An 18927-nucleotide genomic window follows, 5' to 3' on the forward strand; every position below is an offset into this window, starting at 1 on the left:
TCAGGCGGGGTCGCCGGTCAGGAAGGTGCCGGTCTCCTCGGTCATCCGCTCGTACTCCTCCAGCCTGGCCCGCGTCCGCAGCGGCACGGCCTCGGCCATGGCCTCCACCAGCGCCATGGCCAGCATCAGCGGCGCGGCGTGGGAGTTGAAGACGAAGCCGTCGCCCACGGGCGCGTCGAGCACTACCTCGGCGGGCAGCCCTACCCTGTCGGTGATGGCGGCGACCCGCAGGCCGAGCTTGGTGGCGTACTCCAGGGCCTGCAACGTCTCGGCGGGATAGCGCGGCAGCACCACGGCCACCACCCACTCGGCGCCCGCCCGCTGGGCGGCGTGCAAGCCCTCGGCCAGCTCGGAGCCGCCGTGGACGAGCAGCCGCACGTCGGGGTGGATGCGGCGGGCGTAGTAGGCGAACGTGGTGGCCAGCCCGCACGAGGCCCGCAGGCCCAGCACCGGCAGCGGCTCGGTGGCGGCGAGGTGCTCGCCCAGCTCCTTGAGCGGGAAGTGGGACAGGCGCTCCCTCATCGTGGCGAGGTTGCGGATCTCGCAGTCGATGGCGGTGCGGAGCAGGCTCTCGTGCGGCGACTCCGCGCCCCCGCCGAGCACGAGGGGGCGCAGCGCCTGGCGCAGCTCGGGGTAGCCGGTGAAGCCCAGCACCATCGCGAACCGGGTCACGGAGGGCTGGCTGACCCCGGCCCGTTCGGCCAGCTCGACGCTCGACAGGAAGATCGCCTCGTCGAGGTGCTCGCTGAGGTAGTCGGCGATCCTGTGCTGTACGGGCGACAGCCTCCGGCCATCCAGCAGCATCTCAAGCCCACCGTGATATCCGTCCGCCACGCCACCCTCAACGCACGGGACCCGCCGTTCTCATCCCGCCCTCCCGTGCGCCCACTCCCCATAGGTAACGTTTTCCCTGGTCAGGTGCCGTCAGCCGACCAGGAACTGGGTGGCAGCCAGCTCCCTGTAGAGCTCGTCGGAGCCGACCAGCTCGTCGTGGCTGCCGACCGCGCGTACGCCGCCGCCCTCCATCACCACGATCCGGTCGGCGCCGGTCACCGTCGAGAGGCGGTGCGCGATGACCAGCACCGTGGTCTCCGCCGCGACCTCGGCGATGACCTCGCGCAGCCGCAGCTCGTTGACCGCGTCGAGCTGGGAGGTGGCCTCGTCGAGCAGCAGCAGCCTGGGCTTGCGCAGCAGCGCCCTGGCGATGGCCACGCGCTGCCGCTCGCCGCCCGACAGCAGCACGCCGCGGTGGCCGACCGGGGTCTCCAGCCCGTCGGGCAGCCGGGCGACGAGGTCGTCCAGCCTGGTACGCGCGATCGCCGCCCGCAGCTCCTCCTCGGTGGCGTCCTGTGCGGCGAAGAGCAGGTTCTCCCGCAGCGTGCCGGCCAGGACGGGGGCGTCCTGCTCGACGTAGCCGAGCGCGGCGCGCAGCTCGCCGAGCGGCCAGTCGCGGATGTCGCGGCCGTCCACCAGGATCTGCCCGCCCTGGTGCTCGTAGAAGCGTTCGAGCAGCGCGAACACCGTCGACTTGCCCGCTCCCGACGGGCCCACCAGCGCGGTCAGGCCGCCGGGCGACACCTCGAAGGTGACGCCGTCGTGCACGACGGGCCGGTCGTCGCCGTACCGGAAGACGACGTCGCGGAACTGCACGCCGATCGGCCTGGCGTCCTCGCGCGGGGCGACGCCGGCGGGCTCGGCCGGCAGGTCCTCGACCTCCTTGATCCGCCGCAACGCGGCCAGCCCCTGCTGGAGCTGCACCCCGCCCTGCACGAGCTGCCCGATCGGCGGCACCAGGTAGAACAGGTAGAGCAGGAACGCGATCAGCGACGAGACCTCGAGCGTGCCCGACGAGACCCGCGCGCCGCCGACGCCCAGCACGGCGAGGAACGCGATCTGCACCGCCATCCACGTCGCCACCCCCGCGAGCGACGTCCAGCCGGCGACCTGCAGCCCGCGGTCGCGGGCGCGCGTGGCGGCCACGCCGACCTCGGCGATCTCCCGCTCCTCCGCGCCGCTGGCCTTGACCGTCCGGTACGCCTGCAGCGCCCGGTCCAGCACGGCCCCCATCTCGCCCACGGCCTCCTGGGCCTGGGTCTGCGCCCGCTGGATACGCGGCATGATGAGCGCGACCAGCCCGCCGATCACCACCACGACGAGCAGGGTGACGAGCAGCAGCACGCCGTCCATGGCGGCCATCAGCACGATGGCGCCGACCAGCATGAACACCGAGCTGACCGAGTCCACGACGCCGTTGGTGAGCACCGAGCGGAGCAACGTCGTGTCACCGGTCACCCGCGACAGCAGGTCGCCGGGCTTGAGCCGGTCCACGTCGGCCACCCTGAGCCGCAACATCCGGTCCACGAGCCTGCGACGGGCGCCGAGCACGATGCCCTCGCCCGTACGTTCCATCAGGTAACCGCCTCCGGCCGAGACCACGGCGCCGACCAGCACCGCGACGGTCAGCCCGAGTAACGGCCCGGCCAGGGAGCCGTTCTGGCCGAAGGCGTCCACGACGTACTTCGCCAGCAACGGCATCGCGAGGCCCGCCGCCGAGCCGATCAGGCCCAGCAGCCCGCCCACAAGAAGGATCTTCCTGTGCGGGCGCAGGTAGGCGAGCAACTCCTTGACCACCACATCTCCTCTCACGACATTTCTCGACTTGCCCAACGAACGGGACCACGCGAACCGCACCCCCGACACGGGTCAACCTAAATTGACGACCTGAGTATGTCAACTTTGGTTGACTCCTCCTCCTTGAGGAGGAGCTGAAATCTCCTGCATCCAACGGCCGCCGCCGGACGAATAGGGCGTCGAGGAACCCGGCCGGATCCCTCGTACGTCACGATCAGCCCTTCGAAAGGACCGAACATGGAGCTCCGGATCAACCGGCGCGCTCTAGTCGGACTTGGCCTCGCCGCAGCGGTCGCCGCGTCGTCCCTGGCCGCGTTCCGCACCGACTCCGGCGACGCTTCCTCGCACCGCGAAGCCCCGATGATCTCGGGGGACCCTCAGCACGACAACACCGACGTGTACGCGTTCGTGAGCCCCGACAAAGCCGGCACCGTGACCCTGATGGCGAACTGGATCCCGTTCGAGGAGCCCAACGGCGGCCCGAACTTCTACCCGTTCGCCACCAGGTCCCGGTACAACATAAAGATCGACAACGACGGTGACGCCAAGACGGACATCACCTACCGGTGGACGTTCCGCAACGAGGACAGACGCGGCACCACCACGTTCCTCTACAACAACGGCCCCGTCACCTCGCTCGACGACCCCAATCTGCTCTTCCGCCAGCGCTACACGCTCAAGCGGATCACCCAGGGCGGCACGAGGACGCTGGTCTCCGACGGCGTCGTCGCCCCCAGCAACGTCGGCCGCGCCTCGATGCCCGACTACGGCGCCCTGCGCGACCAGGCCGTCAAGACCCTGCCGGGCGGCGGCAAGAGCTTCGCCGGGCAGTCGGACGAGGCGTTCTTCCTCGACCTGCGCGTGTTCGACTTCCTGTACGGGGGCAACCTGTCCCTCGTCGGTCAGGACACGCTCAAGGGCTACAACGTCAACACCGTGGCCGTCCAGATCCCCGCCGCCGAGGTCGCGCTCAAGGGCGACCCCAAGCGCAACCCCGTGATCGGCGTCTGCTCCACCACCGACAAGTACAACGGCAGCTCGTACGTGCAGGTCTCCCGCCTGTGCAACCCGCTGGTCAACGAGCTGGTGGCCTCCGCCGGGCTGAAGGAGGCCTACAACGCGCTCGACCCGTCCAAGGACGCCGGCGTCAAGGCGCTCGTGGACCGCGTCACCGACCCCGAGGCGGCCAGGCTGCTGCAGGCCGTCTACGGCATCAAGGCGCCCGCCACCCCGCGCGCCGACCTCGTCGAGATCTTCCTGACCGGCATCGCCAAGCAGAACGGCCCCATCAAGGCCGACCTCAACTCGCAGGTGCTCAACAAGGACGCCGGCAAGCTGCGGCCCGCGGAGATGCTCCGGCTCAACATGTCGATCCCGCCTGCCAAGGACCCGAACCGGCTCGGCGTGCTCGGCGGCGACCTCCAGGGCTTCCCGAACGGCCGGCGGCTCACCGACGACGTCGTGGACATCTCGCTCCAGGCCGTGGCCGGGGCCGCGCAGACCGGCAAGCTGGTGGCCGGCCTGACGGACAAGGTGGACGCCAACGACAAGCCGACGCTGCCCGCGTTCCCGTACATCCCGCTGCCGAGCAACGTGGCCGTCAACCAGCGCTGACCATCGCGGACCGGCCGGTCTCCTCTCCGAACCGGCCGGTCCTCCCCGGCGGCAGACCTCCCGTCTCCCAACGTCTGCCGCCACCGGAAAGGAGCCGGCCGGCCGTGCCCCCGTCACAGCCGGCCGGCTCACCCCACCCGCGCGGGCCTCCCACACAACGCACCCCGCACACCCTTATGACGACCACCCGCGCCCCCCCGTGGAGACTCACGGCCCCCGCATCCTCCTCTGGAGCCCAGCCACATGCGTGCCCTCGCCCTCTTCGCCGGACTCGCCCTCGTAGGGGCGGTGCTCATCACCCTCGTCTCGTTCACGTCGGCCCCGACGCCCGCGCCGGCGGCCGACCCGCCCCGCCGGGAGACCCTGCAGGAACGGCTCAGAAGGCTGCCCGGCGACCACAGGGGCTGGGCCGAGCTCGCCACCCGCCACATCGACCAGGCCCGCCTCACCGGCGACCCATCCGCGTACACGAAGGCGGAAGGCGCGCTCGCCACGGCTGCGAAGATCGCCCCGAAGGACGACGCGGTGCTCACGGGGCAGGCCGCGCTGGCGGCGGCCAGGCACGAGTTCGCCAGGGCCGCCGAGCTGGCCGAGAGCGCCATCGACGCCAACCCGTACGCCGCCGCCGCGTACGGCGTGCTCGCCGACGCCCGCACCCAGCTGGGTGACCTGCGCGCCGCCCAGCAGGCCGTGGACGCGATGATGGCCCTGCGCCCGGGTGTGGCCGCCTTCACCCGCGCCTCCTACGCGGCCGAGCTGCGCGGGGACGTGGAGACGGCCCGCACCTACCTCGACTACGCCCATGAGGACGCCTGGCTCCCCGCCGACCGCGCCTACGCCCGCTACTACCAGGGCGAACTGGCCCTCCACGAGGGAGACCTCGAAACCGCCGCCCGCCACTATGCCGACGCCCTGAACACCTACCCCGCCCACATCCCCGCACGTGCCGGACAGGCCAAGGTCGCCGCCCTGGACGGCCGCCTGAGCGAAGCCCTATCCCTGTACGACCAGGTGGTCCAACGCCTCCCCCTCCCCCAGTACCTCATCGAGCAGGGCGAGACCCGCATCAAAGCCGGCCTCCCCGCCGACTGGACCCTCCTGGAAGCCCAGCGCGAGCTCTACGAGGCGGCCGGAGTGCGCGACGACCTGACCTGGGCCGAGTTCGAAGCCGACCACGGCGACCCGAAGGCCGCCGTCCGCCACGCAAGGGCGGAATACACCCGCAACCCCAACCTCGTGGCCGCCGACGCCCTGGCCTGGTCCCTCTTCAAGGCCGGCACCCCCGAGAAGGCCCTCCCCTACGCCAGACACGCGACCGGAACAGGCTGGAAGAACCCTCTACTGACCTATCACCGCACCCGCATAGAGCACTCCCTGGGCCTCACCGAAGCCTCCGGCGCGCCCTCCGTCCGCGGCTTCGACCCCGACCTCCCAGCCCTGGCGAGGTTCTCATGAGACGCGCCCTCCTCCTCACCGTCACCGCCCTCCTGTCCCTGGGCCTGTCCCTGGGCCCCGCACTGCTGTCCGTTAACACCGCCGCTGCTCAGGCGAGCGCGCCGCAGGTCGGCGTGGTGGCGCATCCGCTGGGGCGGTTCACCGTCAATCGCTACAACGGGCTGCGGGTCACGCCCTCCCACGTCCGGAACCTCGCCGTCGTGGATCTGGCCGAGTTGCCCACCGTGCAGGCCGAGCCGGAGGTGAGCGCCGCCGGGCCCGCCTACGCCGCCCGCCGGTGCGCCGCGCTGGCCGCCGCCCAGCGGCTCCAGGTGGCGGGCCGGGTGGTGCCGTGGCGGGTGGAGTCCGCGGCGTTCGCGTACGCGCCCGGTGAGGGCGGGCTGCGGACCAGCCGCCTGTCCTGCCGGCTCGTCGCCGAGGTCCGCCCATCAGGGGCCGTGACCTTCACCGACGGGTTCGAGCAGGACAGGCTCGGCTGGCGCGAGATCACCGCCACCGGGGACGGCGTCCGCCTGACCGCCTCCTCGGTACCCGCGACGAGCATCAGCCAGGAACTGCGCACCTACCCCGACGACCTCCTGACGACGCCCCTCGACCAGCGCACCGCCACCCTCACCGTCTCCCCCGCCACGGACCCACCGCCGTCCAGCGACACCACACCGCCCGGTGGCGAAGGGACCGAAACCACCGCCACACCGCCCGACAGCCGCAAAGCCGAGCCCGGCGACACGCCGCCCGGCAACACAGAAGCCGAGCCCGGCGGCGCGCTGCCCGGCGGGCTGGGGGCCGAGATCGGCGGGCCCATCGGTGACGCGTTGGCCGCCCTGGATCGCACGCTCACCGCGCTGATCGGCTCGGACACGCTGACGGTGCCGTTGGGGCTGCTGGCGGTGGGGCTGGCGATCGTACTCGGGGCGGGACACGCGCTGATCCCGGGCCATGGCAAGACCATCATGGCCGCGTACCTGGCCGGACGCCGTGGACGCCCGCGCGACGCCCTGGTGGTGGGCGCGGCGGTGACGGCCACCCACACGGCCGGAGTGCTGATGGTGGGCCTGCTGCTGACCGTCTTCACGGCGCTGGCCGGCGAGACGGTGCTGGGCTGGCTCGGCGTGGCCAGCGGCGCCCTGATCGCCCTGATCGGCCTCCGCCTCCTCCGCACCGCCCGCCACCACCCAGAAGACCACCCCAACCACACCCACGCCATCGCCCACTCCCCCACTTCCGCCCACGGCCACGGGCACGGCCGTGGGGACGAAGACGGCTACGGGGACGGGGATGGGGACGCATACGAGCACCGCGACGGTCACGCAGGCGCGCAGGGGAACCAAGAGCACCCCCACTCCCACTCCCACTCCCACGACCACGGGCACGGGCACGGGCACGGGCACGGTGGTAGGCGGGGTGGGTTGGTGGGGTTGGGGGTGGCGGGAGGGCTGGTGCCGAGTCCGTCGGCGCTCATCGTGCTCCTCGGCGCGATCGCGCTCGGCCGGACCTGGTTCGGGGTGGCGCTGGTCACCGCCTACGGTCTCGGGATGGCCGCGACGCTCACCGTGACCGGTCTGCTCCTCGTCAAACTGGTGGACCGGCTGGAGCGGCGGGCCGCCAAGGGACGGCGGCTGGCCGCGCGGCTGTCGGGGCTGGCGCCGATGGGGACGGCTGCGATGGTGATCGTCCTGGGCACGGGGCTGGCACTGCGCTCGGTGGCCGCGCTGTAAGCCCCGTGTCCGGCCGTAGGTCCCGCGCCCAGTCGCATGCCCCGCGCCAGGCTCACGTACGGGAGCGGCGGGGGCGGCGGGTGGAGGGGAGGTCGTGGCGGCCGGAGAGGAACTCCTGGAAGGCGATTTTCGCCCGGATGGCCGGCCGGCGCCATCGTTCCTCCCGGTGTACGGCCTTGGCGAGTTTGCGGGGTGACCGCCCGGCGATGAACCAGCGGGCCCACGGGGAGCCGGGCCGCGCCAGCCGGAGGGCGCCCACCAGCAGCATGGGCGGGACGAACAGCCCGGCCATGCCGGTCCAGATCTTGCCCTTGAGCAGGGTGACGACGGCGAGCACGAGGTTGGCCACGATGAGCGCCGCCGGGTTGACGACGGGCGTGCCGTAGTCCCAGGTGAGGGGGCGCAGGCCGATGAGCAGCAGCCCGCTGACGGCGATCGCGATGAACACGGCGTCGACCGAGGTGCGCCCCTCCTCCTCCCAGTAGACGTCGTGCAGGTGCAGGATGAGCGCGAACTCGTCGAGCACGAGCGCGGAGCCCACCCCGAAGACGGACGCGGCGACGGCGGTGCCGACCTGGGAGCCGGGCGAGACGATGAGCGCCACGCCGCCGATCAGCATGAGCACGACGCCGAACACCACGTGGTGGATGTGCATCTCGCCGACGGTGAAGTTACGGAACCAGCCGATCTTCGCCCTGATCAACCGCACGTTGATGCGGGTGGCGATGAAGGCCACGATGAGCATGACGAAGTAGCAGAACAGCGGAAGCCGTCCTGTGGCGACGATGCTGTGCTGAAACCAGTGCCCCATGACCCTTGAGATCGATGGTACGAGCCGCGCAAACCGGTCGGGTCACGCCAGGAACGCGCGCAGCAGCGCGGCGGTGCCCTCCAGGTGCTCGGCGACGGCCCGCCTGGCGGCGTCGGGGTCGGCGGCGAGGATGGCGTCCACGATGGCCCGGTGCTGGACGGCGGCGTGGTCGAGGTTGACCTGCAGCATGGGGATGGCGTCGAGCAGGCCGCTGACCCGGGAGCGGGCGTCGGCGCAGCTGGCGGCGAGCAGGGACGAGCCGGTCAGCTCGGCGATCGACAGGTGGAAGGCGGTGTCGAGGCGGCGGTAGTCGTCGAGACCGGCGGCGTTCAGCTCGGTGAGGCGGCGCAGCAGCGCCTCGCGGGTGGCGTCGCCGAGCGGCGAGGCGGCGAGCACCTGGGCGGCGCCGCATTCGACGGCGAGCCGGAAGGTGAGCGCGTCGGACAGCTCGTCGGCTCCCATCTCCTGGAGGGCCTCGCGGGCCTTGCCCGCGTCGGGCTCGGGCGGCCGGTACGTCACGAAGGCCCCGCCATAGCGGCCCCTGCGCACGTCGAGGTATCCGGCGTCGGACAGCGCCCTGATGGCCTCACGCAAGGTGACCCGGCTGATGCCGAGCTGGACGGCGAGCTCGCGCTCGGGCGGCAGTTTGCCCCCCGGCGGGACGACGCCGAGCTTGATCGCCTGGAGCAGCCGCTCGACCGTCTCCTCGAAGGCGTTGCCGGCCCTGACCGGCCGCAACACCGTCATCAAACGCGCCGACTCGTCCAACGTGTCCTCAGGCCTTGACAAGTGATCCCACCATGCACATCAATGGTCTGAGACTAGCCCAATCAGCGGGAAAGCGCGTCAGGCCAGATCGGAGCGACGTAGCGTGAGCGATCGAGCGAGCAGCGGGTTCCTGTCCGTGACCGAGCTGCGCGACGACATCGCCGCCGGCCGGATCGACACCGTGCTCCTCGCGATCGCCGACATGCAGGGCAGGTTGCAGGGCAAGCGGCTGTCGGCGCGCTACTTCCTCGACGAGGTGCTGCAGCACGGCTCAGAGGGCTGCAACTACCTGCTGGCCGTCGACGTGGACATGAACACCGTCCCGGGTTACGCCATGTCGTCCTGGGAGCGGGGCTACGGCGACTTCGTCATGAAGCCCGACCTTTCGACGCTGCGCCGGGTGCCCTGGCACGAGGGAACCGCGCTGGTCATGGCCGACCTCGCATGGGAGGGCGGCGCCGAGGTGACCGCCTCGCCGCGCCAGATCCTGCGCCGCCAGCTCGCCCGGCTGCAGGAGCGCGGCCTGGCCGCGTACGTCGGCACGGAGCTGGAGTTCGTCATCTACGACGACACCTACGAGGACGCCTGGCGCCGCGCGTACCGCGATCTGACCCCCGCGAACCTCTACAACGTCGACTACTCGCTGCTCGGCACCGGCCGCGTCGAGAAGCTGCTGCGGCGGATCAGGCGTGAGATGGAGGGCGCGGGCCTCTACGTCGAGTCGGCCAAGGGCGAGTGCAACCTGGGCCAGCACGAGATCGCCTTCCGCTACGCCGAGGCGCTGGCGACCTGCGACAACCACGTCATCTACAAGACGGGGGCCAAGGAGATCGCCGCCCAGGAGGGCCGGTCGATCACGTTCATGGCCAAGCCGAACCAGCGTGAGGGCAACTCCTGCCACATCCACATCTCGCTGCGCAGCGTGGACGGCGACCCGGTGATGGCGGGTGAGGGGCCGTACGGGATGTCCCAGCTGGGCGCCGGTTTCGTGGCCGGGCAGCTGGCCGCGATGCGGGAGCTGACCCTGCTGTACGCGCCCAACATCAACTCCTACAAACGTTTCGTGCCCGGCAGCTTCGCCCCCACGGCGCTCAAGTGGGGCGTGGACAACCGCACCTGCTCGCTGCGCCTGGTCGGCCACGGCCTGTCGCTACGAGTGGAGAACCGCGTGCCGGGCGGCGACGTGAACCCGTACCTGGCGGTGGCGGGGCTGATCGCGGCGGGGCTGCACGGCATCGACGCCGAACTGCCGCTGGAGGATCCGTACGCGGGCAACGCCTACGCCTCGGGGGCGGAGCGGGTGCCGGCGACGTTGCGCGAGGCGCTGGCCGTGTTCGAGGGGTCGAAGCTGGCCAAGGAGGCGTTCGGCGAGGACGTGGTCGAGCACTACGCCAACAACGCGCGGGTGGAGCTGGCCGCGTTCGACGCGGCGGTGACGGACTGGGAGATGTTCCGTGGTTTCGAGCGGATGTGACGGGCTCGCATGAAAATCGTGAATCCGGCCACGGAAGAGGTGCTGGCCGACGTCGAACTCGCCGACGCGGCCGAGGTCGACCGGGCCGTGGAGCGTGCCAGGACGGCGTACGCGGGCTGGCGCGCGGTCGCGCCGGGTGACCGGGCGAGGCTGCTGCGCAGGTTCGCGGACCTGGTGGACGCGCACGGCGCGGAGCTGGCCGAGCTTGAGCTGGCCAACGCCGGGCACCCGATCGGCAACGCCCGCTGGGAGGCCGGCGCCGTACGCGACGTGCTGCACTTCTACGCGGGCGCGCCCGAGCGCGAGCACGGCAGGCAGATCCCGGTCGCGGGCGGCGTGGACGTCACCTTCCACGAGCCGCTCGGTGTGGTCGGGGTCATCGTGCCGTGGAACTTCCCGATGCTGATCATGTCGTGGGGCGTGGCCCCCGCGCTGGCGGCCGGCAACACGGTGATCGTGAAGCCGGCCGAGTGGACCCCGCTGACGGCGCTGAGGCTGGCCGAGCTGGCCTTGGCGGCGGGCCTCCCCGAGGGGGTGCTCCAGGTGCTGCCTGGGGCAGGGGAGGTCGCGGGCGCCCGCCTGGTCGAGCATCCCGGCGTGGCGAAGATCGTGTTCACCGGCTCGACCGAGGTGGGCAAGGAGATCGCGGCGAAGGCGGCGCGCCAGGTCAAGCGGGTGACGCTGGAGCTGGGCGGCAAGTCGGCCAACATCGTCTTCGCCGACGCCGACCTGGAGAAGGCGGCGGCGACGGCGCCGTACGCGGTGTTCGACAACTCGGGCCAGGACTGCTGCGCCCGCTCCCGCCTGCTCGTCCAGTCGAGCGTGTACGACGAGTTCATGTCCCTGCTCGCCCCCGCCGTGCTGGGCGTCAAGGTGGGCGACCCGCGCGACGATGCCACCGAGATGGGCCCGCTCATCAGCGCCGAGCACCTGGCCCGCGTCGCGAGCTTCGTCGACGGCGACCCCTACGTGCAGGGCTCGTGCCCCGAGGGCAGGGGCTACTGGTTCCCGCCCACCGTGCTGACCCCCGAGGTCACCGACCGGGCGTTCACCGAGGAGATCTTCGGCCCGGTCCTGTCGGTGGCCAGGTTCGAGGACGAGGCCGACGCCGTCCGCATCGCCAACGACACCCCGTACGGGCTGAGCGGCTCCATCTGGACCCGCGACGTGGGGCGGGCGCTGCGGGTGGCCAGGGCCGTCGAGTCGGGGGCGCTGTCGGTCAACTCCCACTCCTCCGTCCGCTACTGGACCCCGTTCGGCGGCTTCAAGCAGTCCGGACTCGGCAGGGAGCTCGGCGCGGATGCCCTTGCGGCGTTCACCGAGGTCAAGAACGTCTTCATCGCAACGGAGTGACACGGGATGCAGCGGTTGCAGGATCGGGTGGCGGTCATCACGGGAGCGGCGGGCGGCATCGGGCTGGCCACGGCCCGCCGGTTCGCCGAGGAGGGCGCCAAGGTCGTCTGCGCGGACGTCGACGAGGCGGCGGGCAAGCAGGCCGCGAGCGAGGTCGGCGGCCTGTTCGTACGGGCCGACGTCACGAACGAGGACGACGTCGTCCGCATGTTCGCCACCGCGTACGAGACGTACGGCAGCGTGGACATCGCCTTCAACAACGCCGGCATCTCGCCGCCCGACGACGACTCGATCCTGGAGACCGGCATCGAGGCCTGGCGCCGCGTCCAGGAGGTGAACCTGACCAGCGTCTATCTCTGCTGCAAGCACGTCATCCCGTACATGCGGCGGCAGGGCAAGGGCTCGATCATCAACACGGCGTCGTTCGTGGCGGTCATGGGGTCGGCGACCTCGCAGATCTCCTACACCGCCTCCAAGGGCGGCGTGCTGGCGATGTCGCGTGAGCTGGGTGTGCAGTTCGCCAGGGAGGGCATCAGAGTGAACGCGCTGTGTCCAGGCCCGGTGAACACGCCCCTGCTCCAGGAGTTGTTCGCCAAGGACCCGGAGCGGGCGCAGCGGCGGCTGGTGCACGTGCCGGTCGGCCGCTTCGCGGAGGCGTCGGAGATCGCGGCGGCGGTGGCGTTCCTCGCCAGCGACGACGCCTCGTTCGTCACGGCCAGCGAGTTCCTGGTGGACGGCGGCATCTCCGGCGCGTACGTCACGCCGCTCTAGAGGGGGGCACGCCATGCGGCGTCCGGTCATCGGCATCACCTGCTACGTCGAGCAGGCCACGTTCACGGTGTGGCGGGACACGCCCGCCGCGCTGCTGCCGTACGCGTACGTGGAGAAGGTGGCGGCGGCCGGCGGGCAGCCGGTCGTGCTGCCGCCGGCCGGTGAGCCCGCCGCGCTCGTGGGCCGGCTGGACGGGCTCGTGCTGGCGGGCGGCGGTGACATCGACCCGGCCAGGTACGCCGCGGCCCCGCACGAGCGCACCGGCTACGTGCGGGAGTTCCGCGACGAGGCGGAGTTCGCGCTGCTGCGCGCGGCGCTCGACGCCGGGCTGCCCTACCTGGGCATCTGCCGGGGGCTCCAGGTGCTGAACGTGGCGCTCGGCGGCAGCCTGCACCAGCACCTGCCGGACGTCGTGGGCCACACCGGCCACTGCCCAGGCCCTGGCCGCTTCGGCGACCTGCCGGTGACGCCCGTCCCCGGCTCGCGCCTGGCGAAGGCGCTGGGCACGGTGCCGCTGCCGGAGCCGCTGCCGGTGCCGCACTACCACCACCAGGGCGTGGACCGGCTCGCGCCCGGCCTGTCGGTCACCGCGACGGCGGCGGACGGCACGATCGAGGCGGTGGAGCTGGAGGGCGCCGGGTTCGCGATGGCGGTGCAGTGGCACCCGGAGGTGGCGGAGGATCGGGCGCTCTTCGAGACGCTGGTCGCGGCCTGCTGAACCGCGAACGCGACAACAGCCCCATATCCCCACTAGGCTGGCGGACATCACCGACGAAACCGTGCGGGAGAGTGCCCTGACAGCCGGTCAGGGCCCCTGAAGGAGCAAGCCCTCCCCGCGAACCTCTCAAGGCAAAGGACCGCACGGCTACGGTGTCTCTGGAAAGCAGGCCCTCGCGGCCTCGCCGAAGGTGAAAGTCCGGCAAAAGTCGGGCGAAGCTCTCAGGCACCGATGACAGAGGGGGAGGATGCTGGCATCCACTCCTGTCCTGAGGTGCGTCCAATGTCCCGACCGACACCGCTCCGAGACGTTCACGAGAGCCTCGGCGCCACCCTGACCGACTTCGCCGGCTGGCTCATGCCCCTCCGGTACGGCAGCGAGTCCGCCGAGCACCGGGCCGTCCGCGAGGCGGCCGGTCTGTTCGACCTGTCGCACATGGGCGAGATCTTCCTGACCGGCCCGCAGGCCGCCGAGGCGCTCGACTACGCGCTGGTCGGCCACCTGTCGGCGCTGGCCGTCGGCCGGGCCCGTTACACCATGATCGTGAACGAGCGCGGCGGAGTGCTCGACGACCTCATCGTCTACCGGCTCGGTGACGAGGAGTTCATGGTCGTGGCGAACGCCTCCAACTACGAGAAGGTGGCCCGCGAGCTGCAGGAGCGCGCGAAGGCGTACGACGCGGTGGTCGAGGACCGCTCCGACCGGTACGCGCTGATCGCCGTCCAGGGCCCGCGCGCGCAGGAGATCCTGGCCACGCTCACCGACGCCGACCTGGCCGGGCTCAAGTACTACGCCGGCCTGCCCGGCACGGTGGACGGCCGGCAGGCGCTCATCGCCCGTACCGGTTACACCGGCGAGGACGGCTTCGAGCTGTTCGTCGCGGGCGAGGACGCCGTCCCGCTCTGGGGCGCGCTCATGACGGCCGGCGAGCCGTACGGGCTCAAGCCCGCGGGCCTGTCCAGCCGCGACACGCTCCGCCTCGAGGCCGGCATGCCGCTGTACGGCAACGAGCTCGACGCGGAGCTGACCCCGTTCGACGCGGGGCTGGGCAGGGTGGTGAAATTCGACAAGCCCGGTGACTTCGTCGGCCGGTCTGCGCTCGAGGCGGTCAAGGACGACCAGCCGCGGCGCCGGCTCGTCGGCCTGGTCGCGCGGGGCCGCCGGGTGCCGCGCCACGGTTACCCGGTCACCCGAGACGGCGCCGTCGTCGGCGAGGTCACCAGCGGTGCGCCTTCCCAGAGCCTGGGCAAGCCCATCGCGATGGCCTACGTGGACACCGGCGCCGATTCAGGCCTGGCTGTGGACATCCGGGGCAGCCATGAACCTGTGGACCTGGTTGAGCTGCCCTTTTACAGGAGGAACAAGTGAGCAACATCCCTGACGACCTGAGCTACACCAAGGAGCACGAGTGGGTGCGCGGTGTCGAGGACAGCGTCACCGTGACCGTCGGCATCACGGCCTTCGCCGCCGACTCCCTTGGTGACGTCGTCTACGTGCAGCTCCCCGAGGTCGGCAGCAACGTCGAGCCGGGTGACTCCGTCGGCGAGGTGGAGTCGACCAAGTCGGTGAACGAGATCTACACGCCGGTCGGCGGTGAGGTCGTCGAGGTGAACCAGGCGGTCGTGGACGACCCGAGCCTGGCCAACAGCGACCCGTACGGCGAGGGCTGGATGTTCAAGGTCCGTGTGGAGGGCGACCCCGAGGAGCTGCTCTCGCCTGAGGAGTACACCGCCCTGACCGCGGGCGACTCCTGACCCACCCGCCGGGGCCCGCCGAGCCGGGCCCCGGCCCTTCATGAAGGGCGCACATCAATGGCGATCAGCGTCTTCGACCTCTTCAAGATCGGCATCGGCCCGTCGAGCTCCCACACGGGCGGCCCGATGGCCGCCGCTCACAAGTTCGCCCGCGGCCTGCACCAGGACGGAATGCTCGACCAGGTGTCCCGCGTGGAGGTCATCCTGTACGGCTCGCTCGGCCTGACCGGCAAGGGCCACGGCAGTGACAAGGCCGTCCTGCTGGGCCTGTCGGGCGAAAAGCCGGAGCTGGTCGACGTCGACACCGTGGACGCCCGCATCGCCGCCATGCGCGAGTCGGGCACGGTCCCGCTCTTCGGCACTCATGAGATCCCGTTCGTCGTCGGCGAGCACCTCGTCTTCGAGCGTAAGATCTCGCTGCCCGAGCACCCCAACGGCATGCGCTTCACCGCCTGGGACGCCTCGGGCGAGCGGCTGCGGGAAAAGGTCTACTTCTCCGTCGGCGGCGGCTTCGTGGTGGACGAGCAGGCCACCGGCGCCGACCGCATCAAGCCCGACGACACCGTCCTGCCCTACCCGTTCACCACCGCCGAGGAGCTGCTCAAGCACTGCTCCGCCACCGGCCTGTCGATCTCCGCGCTGATGCTGGAGAACGAGAAGGCGTTCGGCCGCACCGAGGAGGAGATCAGGGGCGGCCTGATGAACCTGTGGCGGGTGATGTCCGAGTGCGTCACGCGCGGCATCGCCAAGGAGGGCGTGCTGCCCGGCGGCCTCAAGGTCAAGCGCCGCGCCAACCAGCTGCACCGCCGCCTGCAGTCCGAGCCGCCGGAGAAGGACCCGTTGCAGGCGATGGACTGGGTGACGCTGTTCGCGCTGGCCGTCAACGAGGAGAACGCGGCGGGCGGCCGGATCGTCACCGCCCCGACCAACGGCGCCGCCGGCATCATCCCGGCCGTGCTGACCTACTACACCCGGTTCGTCCCGCACGCCGACGACGACGGCGTCATCAGGTTCCTGCTGACGGCGGGCGCGGTCGGGGTGCTGTTCAAGGAGAACGCCTCGATCTCCGGCGCCGAGGTGGGCTGCCAGGGCGAGGTGGGCTCGGCCTGCTCGATGGCCTCTGCGGGGCTCACCGAGGCGCTGGGCGGCACGCCCGAGCAGGTGGAGAACGCCGCCGAGATCGGCATCGAGCACAACCTGGGGCTGACCTGCGACCCGATCGGCGGCCTGGTGCAGATCCCGTGCATCGAGCGCAACGCGGTGGCCTCCAACAAGGCGATCACCGCGGCCAGGATCGCGCTGCGCGGCGACGGCAAGCACTTCGTCTCGCTCGACCGGGCCATCAAGACCATGCGCGACACCGGCCGCGACATGCTCGACAAGTACAAGGAGACCTCGCGCGGCGGCCTCGCGGTCAACGTGATCGAGTGCTGACCTGACGCCGTACGTGCAGGCGGACCACGGCGGGGCACTCGTCGTCGCGGACCTCGCGCCGGATCCGCCCCACGATGTCCTGGTCCAGCTTGCTCACGATCGCGCCCACGTCGGCGGCGGCCGGGCAGGTCAGGCCGATGCGCAGGCCGTCGGCGGCCACCCGGACCCCTGCCCTGCCGAGCCCGTCCACGCCCTTGAGCCCGACGAACAGCATCGCGGTGCCGGTGCCGTTGTGGGTGCCGCGGCGGCCCCAGCCGAGGCTGAGCAGCAGCCAGCGCAGCGCCAGCAGGGTCAGGAACAGCAGGGCGAAGGCGACGAACCAGAGCGGCCACGGCTCCTCGGCCAGCGTCTTCCTGGCGGCGGCCGGCAGCACCTTGGCGCCCGGCGGCAGGTCGAAGAAGCGGTCCTGGCCGCGCAGCCACGCGTACCCGCCGAGGGCCAGGAGGATCGCCCCGACGACGGCGAGGCCCACCCGGTTGCCCGCGTACTGGCGCATCAGGCGGCCCTCCTGCGCAGACGGACGACGACCTCGCAGGTGCTCAGCGTGCCGACGCCGGCCAGGCGGTCGCCCACGACGGTGCCGACCTGCCTGAGCATCTGCCCCGAGCTCTCCCCGCTGGTCATGACCGTGACCTCGATCGTGCGGCGGCGCAGCCTGACGCTCGCCCGCTCCACGCCGGCCACCTGCTGGGCGGCGGCGCGCAGGGTGCGGCGCAGGCCCGCGCGGGTGATGCCGATGACGATGAGCGGGTCGTCGGTCTCCACCGGCACCAGCCGGGTACGTCCCGGCATGATCGCGAGCAGCAGCATGAGCGTGCCCGCTCCGGCCAGGCCCATCGCCACGATCTCCAGCTCCGGCCAGGTGCTCCGGCTCGCCAGCTCGATCAGCTCGTTGACCGGCACCCAGCCGAGCGGCCTGCCGAGCAGCGCGGCGACCACCTCGGCCGCGGTCGCCCCCAGGCCGGCGGCCAGCGTGAGCGCCACGAGGGCGCCGGGAACGGTACGCGCCGGCCGCAGCGCCCTGGTCGCCCGGCGCAGCCCGGTGTTCCGCGGGGCGACGACGGCACCGGGCAGGAGCTGCTGAAGCGTGGTCATCACACCGACAGACGTACATGCAGGGCGCCGGGGCGGTACCGCGCCCTCGCCGCCGGTTTGCCCGAACATTACGGGGACCGCAACTAACACGAACAAGCCTCATGTTCATTTGCCCGATATGCGGATACGCTGCCGGTATGGATGATCGGCAGCGGTACGACCGGGCCACCGCCGCCCTCGAACCGCCGTTCGCGCTGCTCGACCTCGCCGCCCTGCGGGCCAACGCCGCCGGCCTCGTACGCCGCGCCGCCGGCAAGCCCATCAGGGTGGCCACCAAGTCCGTACGCAGCCGGGCACTCCTCGACCGCGTCCTCGCCATGGACGGCTTCCGCGGCCTCATGGCCTTCACCCTGCCCGAGGCGCTCTGGCTCGCCGGGCACGGCCACACCGACATCCTCGTCGCCTACCCCACCGCCGACCGGCACGCCCTGGCCGCACTCGCGGGAGACGCGCGGGCCGCAGAACGGATCACGGTCACCGTCGACTCGGCCGCCCACCTCGACTTCGTCGAGGCCGCCGTGGCGGGCGTCCGGCCGCGCGCCGAGATCAGGCTCTGCCTCGACATCGACGCCGGCTACGTCGCCTTCGGCGGCAGGTTCAGGGCCGGCGCGCTGCGCTCCCCCGTCCGCGAGCCCGACCAGGCCGCCGACCTCGCCGCGAGCATCGCCGGACGGCCCGGCCTCCGCCTCGCCGGGCTGCTGGCGTACGAGGCGCAGATCGCCGGCGTCGGCGACGACCCGCCGGGCAACGCCGTCCACACCCGGCTCATCAGGCTCATGCAGGCCCGCTCCGCCAGGGACCTCGTGCTGCGCAGGGGCAGGATCGTCAACGCCGTACGCCAGGTCGCCGACCTCGAGTTCGTCAACGGCGGCGGCACCGGCAGCGTCGAGCGGACCGTCCGCGAGAAGGCCGTCACCGAGGTGGCCGCCGGGTCCGGCCTGTTCCATCCGCGGCTCTTCGACTTCTACCGCGCGTTCACCGGCGTGCCCGCCGCCCTCTTCGCACTCCCCGTCGTACGCCGCCCGGCCAGGGACGTCGTCGCCGTGCTGGGCGGCGGTTACATCGCCTCGGGGTCACCGGCGCCCAGCAGGGCGCCGCAGCCCTACCTACCGGCCGGGCTGCGCTACGCGCCCGACGAAGGCGCGGGCGAGGTGCAGACCCCGCTGCTCGGCCAGGCGGCCGAGGACCTGCGGATCGGCGACCGGGTCTATTTCCGGCACGCCAAGGCGGGCGAGCTGTGCGAGCGCTTCGACACGCTGCATCTGGTCGAGGGCGACGCGCTGGTGGAGTCGGTGCCGACCTACCGGGGCGAGGGGCGTACGTTCCTCTGA

The 18927-nt window shown here is 71.8% G+C and carries 17 protein-coding genes and 2 riboswitches; of the genes, 11 read left to right on the forward strand and 6 right to left on the reverse strand.

Annotated elements, in window-relative coordinates:
- On the reverse strand, window positions 1–804 hold the full coding sequence (locus tag ACFFR3_RS01935) for a MurR/RpiR family transcriptional regulator (RefSeq protein WP_345397836.1): 804 nt from the start codon (window positions 802–804) through the stop codon (window positions 1–3).
- Window positions 805–924: 120 nt separating this feature from the next.
- Window positions 925–2631 carry an ABC transporter ATP-binding protein gene (locus ACFFR3_RS01940; RefSeq protein WP_379482497.1) on the reverse strand — a complete coding sequence of 569 codons (1707 nt, stop codon included), beginning with the start codon at window positions 2629–2631 and terminating at the stop codon, window positions 925–927.
- A gap of 237 nt (window positions 2632–2868) precedes the next feature.
- Between ACFFR3_RS01940 and ACFFR3_RS01945 the strand changes: the two genes are divergently transcribed.
- The 3 genes from ACFFR3_RS01945 to ACFFR3_RS01955 all read left to right on the forward strand — a co-directional run bounded on the left by ACFFR3_RS01945 (window position 2869) and on the right by ACFFR3_RS01955 (window position 7418).
- Entirely contained in the window at window positions 2869–4245 is a 1377-nt protein-coding gene (locus tag ACFFR3_RS01945; protein ID WP_379482498.1) for a DUF4331 domain-containing protein, read from the forward strand.
- 243 nt (window positions 4246–4488) lie between these two features.
- Window positions 4489–5700, forward strand: a complete 1212-nt coding sequence (locus tag ACFFR3_RS01950) for a tetratricopeptide repeat protein (protein ID WP_364378645.1) — start codon at window positions 4489–4491, stop codon at window positions 5698–5700.
- Window positions 5697–7418, forward strand: a complete 1722-nt coding sequence (locus ACFFR3_RS01955) for a nickel/cobalt transporter (RefSeq protein WP_379482499.1) — start codon at window positions 5697–5699, stop codon at window positions 7416–7418. The genes ACFFR3_RS01950 and ACFFR3_RS01955 overlap by 4 nt, the downstream gene beginning before the upstream one ends.
- 52 nt (window positions 7419–7470) lie before the next feature.
- On the opposite strand, the gene ACFFR3_RS01960 is transcribed toward ACFFR3_RS01955, so the two are convergent.
- Together ACFFR3_RS01960 and ACFFR3_RS01965 are read right to left on the reverse strand one after the other, a co-directional pair.
- Window positions 7471–8229 (reverse strand): hypothetical protein, encoded by a 759-nt coding sequence (locus ACFFR3_RS01960; RefSeq protein ID WP_364378651.1) that lies wholly within the window; start codon window positions 8227–8229, stop codon window positions 7471–7473.
- Window positions 8230–8271: 42 nt separating this feature from the next.
- On the reverse strand, window positions 8272–8976 hold the full coding sequence (locus tag ACFFR3_RS01965; protein ID WP_345397812.1) for a FadR/GntR family transcriptional regulator: 705 nt from the start codon (window positions 8974–8976) through the stop codon (window positions 8272–8274).
- Window positions 8977–9100: 124 nt separating this feature from the next.
- On the opposite strand from ACFFR3_RS01965, the gene ACFFR3_RS01970 reads away from it, so the two are divergent.
- From ACFFR3_RS01970 to ACFFR3_RS02000, 7 genes are all read left to right on the forward strand, one after another.
- Window positions 9101–10471 carry a glutamine synthetase family protein gene (locus ACFFR3_RS01970; protein ID WP_364378654.1) on the forward strand — a complete coding sequence of 457 codons (1371 nt, stop codon included), beginning with the start codon at window positions 9101–9103 and terminating at the stop codon, window positions 10469–10471.
- 9 nt (window positions 10472–10480) lie between these two features.
- A complete protein-coding gene (locus ACFFR3_RS01975; protein WP_364378657.1) occupies window positions 10481–11824 on the forward strand; it encodes an aldehyde dehydrogenase family protein in 1344 nt (447 codons plus the stop codon).
- 6 nt (window positions 11825–11830) lie between these two features.
- On the forward strand, window positions 11831–12595 hold the full coding sequence (locus tag ACFFR3_RS01980; protein WP_345397809.1) for a 3-oxoacyl-ACP reductase: 765 nt from the start codon (window positions 11831–11833) through the stop codon (window positions 12593–12595).
- A gap of 13 nt (window positions 12596–12608) precedes the next feature.
- Window positions 12609–13313, forward strand: coding sequence for a gamma-glutamyl-gamma-aminobutyrate hydrolase family protein (locus tag ACFFR3_RS01985; RefSeq protein ID WP_345397806.1), 705 nt, complete (start codon window positions 12609–12611; stop codon window positions 13311–13313).
- Between the two features lie 54 nt (window positions 13314–13367).
- Window positions 13368–13465, forward strand: a riboswitch (glycine riboswitch).
- Between the two features lie 4 nt (window positions 13466–13469).
- Window positions 13470–13553, forward strand: a riboswitch (glycine riboswitch).
- A gap of 42 nt (window positions 13554–13595) precedes the next feature.
- The gene (gene gcvT / locus ACFFR3_RS01990; protein ID WP_345397803.1) at window positions 13596–14681 is read left to right on the forward strand and encodes a glycine cleavage system aminomethyltransferase GcvT; all 1086 of its coding nucleotides are present in this window, start codon (window positions 13596–13598) and stop codon (window positions 14679–14681) included.
- Window positions 14678–15067 (forward strand): glycine cleavage system protein GcvH, encoded by a 390-nt coding sequence (gene gcvH, locus ACFFR3_RS01995; RefSeq protein ID WP_345397800.1) that lies wholly within the window; start codon window positions 14678–14680, stop codon window positions 15065–15067. The genes gcvT and gcvH overlap by 4 nt, the downstream gene beginning before the upstream one ends.
- A gap of 57 nt (window positions 15068–15124) precedes the next feature.
- A complete protein-coding gene (locus tag ACFFR3_RS02000) occupies window positions 15125–16501 on the forward strand; it encodes an L-serine ammonia-lyase (RefSeq protein WP_379482500.1) in 1377 nt (458 codons plus the stop codon).
- Here the strand turns inward: ACFFR3_RS02000 and ACFFR3_RS02005 are convergent.
- Together ACFFR3_RS02005 and ACFFR3_RS02010 are read right to left on the reverse strand one after the other, a co-directional pair.
- Window positions 16482–16997 carry a hypothetical protein gene (locus tag ACFFR3_RS02005; RefSeq protein ID WP_364378665.1) on the reverse strand — a complete coding sequence of 172 codons (516 nt, stop codon included), beginning with the start codon at window positions 16995–16997 and terminating at the stop codon, window positions 16482–16484. The two genes, ACFFR3_RS02000 and ACFFR3_RS02005, sit on opposite strands and share 20 nt — an antisense overlap.
- Window positions 16997–17596, reverse strand: a complete 600-nt coding sequence (locus ACFFR3_RS02010; protein WP_345397791.1) for a DUF6286 domain-containing protein — start codon at window positions 17594–17596, stop codon at window positions 16997–16999. The genes ACFFR3_RS02005 and ACFFR3_RS02010 overlap by 1 nt, the downstream gene beginning before the upstream one ends.
- Before the next feature lie 137 nt (window positions 17597–17733).
- Here ACFFR3_RS02010 and ACFFR3_RS02015 point away from each other — a divergent pair, with 137 nt between their 5' ends.
- Window positions 17734–18927, forward strand: a complete 1194-nt coding sequence (locus ACFFR3_RS02015) for an alanine racemase (protein WP_379482501.1) — start codon at window positions 17734–17736, stop codon at window positions 18925–18927.

Origin of the sequence: Nonomuraea salmonea, from assembly GCF_042428605.1 — a bacterium.
Classification (GTDB): Bacteria; Actinomycetota; Actinomycetes; order Streptosporangiales; family Streptosporangiaceae; genus Nonomuraea; species Nonomuraea salmonea.